Source organism: Bradyrhizobium viridifuturi, assembly GCF_001238275.1.
In the GTDB taxonomy this organism is placed as follows: Bacteria; Pseudomonadota; Alphaproteobacteria; order Rhizobiales; family Xanthobacteraceae; genus Bradyrhizobium; species Bradyrhizobium viridifuturi.
The window spans coordinates 1-553 of record NZ_LGTB01000133.1 but is presented as its reverse complement, the minus strand read 5'-3'; the positions used below and the strand labels follow the sequence as shown (position 1 = coordinate 553).

General features: G+C 67.3%; 1 pseudogene. It reads left to right on the top strand.

Features of this window, described 5'->3' with window-relative positions:
• Window positions 1-553: pseudogene (locus ALC15_RS44450) on the top strand (hypothetical protein); the annotation flags it as partial.

Sequence of the window (553 nt, the reverse complement as noted above, 5' to 3'; positions counted from 1 at the left end):
CAAGTCAGCTACGTGTTCGGTCCCGGCGGCTCGATGCCGGATACGCTCTATGTGCGGGCCAATGACGGCAGCCTGTGGAGTAGCTGGACCGCGTTCACCGCAGGGCCGGGGGTCGATACGGCCCCGGTGGTGACGGCACCGAACGTGACCGCCAGTCACGGCCAGCTCTCGGTGCTCGCCTCGAGCCTGTTCTCGGTCAGCGATGCCGAGAACGATGCGATCACCCAATACGCGTTCTGGGACACCGGCGGCAACGGCCACTGGGTGGTCAACGGTGTCGCCCAGGCCGCCAACACCGAGATCGACGTCTCGGCGGCGAACCTGTCGCAGGTCAGCTACGTGTTCGGGCCCGGTGGCTCGACACCGGATACGCTCTATGTGCGGGCCAATGACGGCAGCCTGTGGAGCACCTGGGCCGCGTTCACGGCAGGGCCGGGGGTCGATACGGCCCCGGTGGTGACGGCAGCGAACGTCACCGCCAACCACGGCCAGTTCTCGGTGCTCGCCTCGAGCCTGTTCTCGGTCAGCGATGCCGAGAACGATGCGATCACCC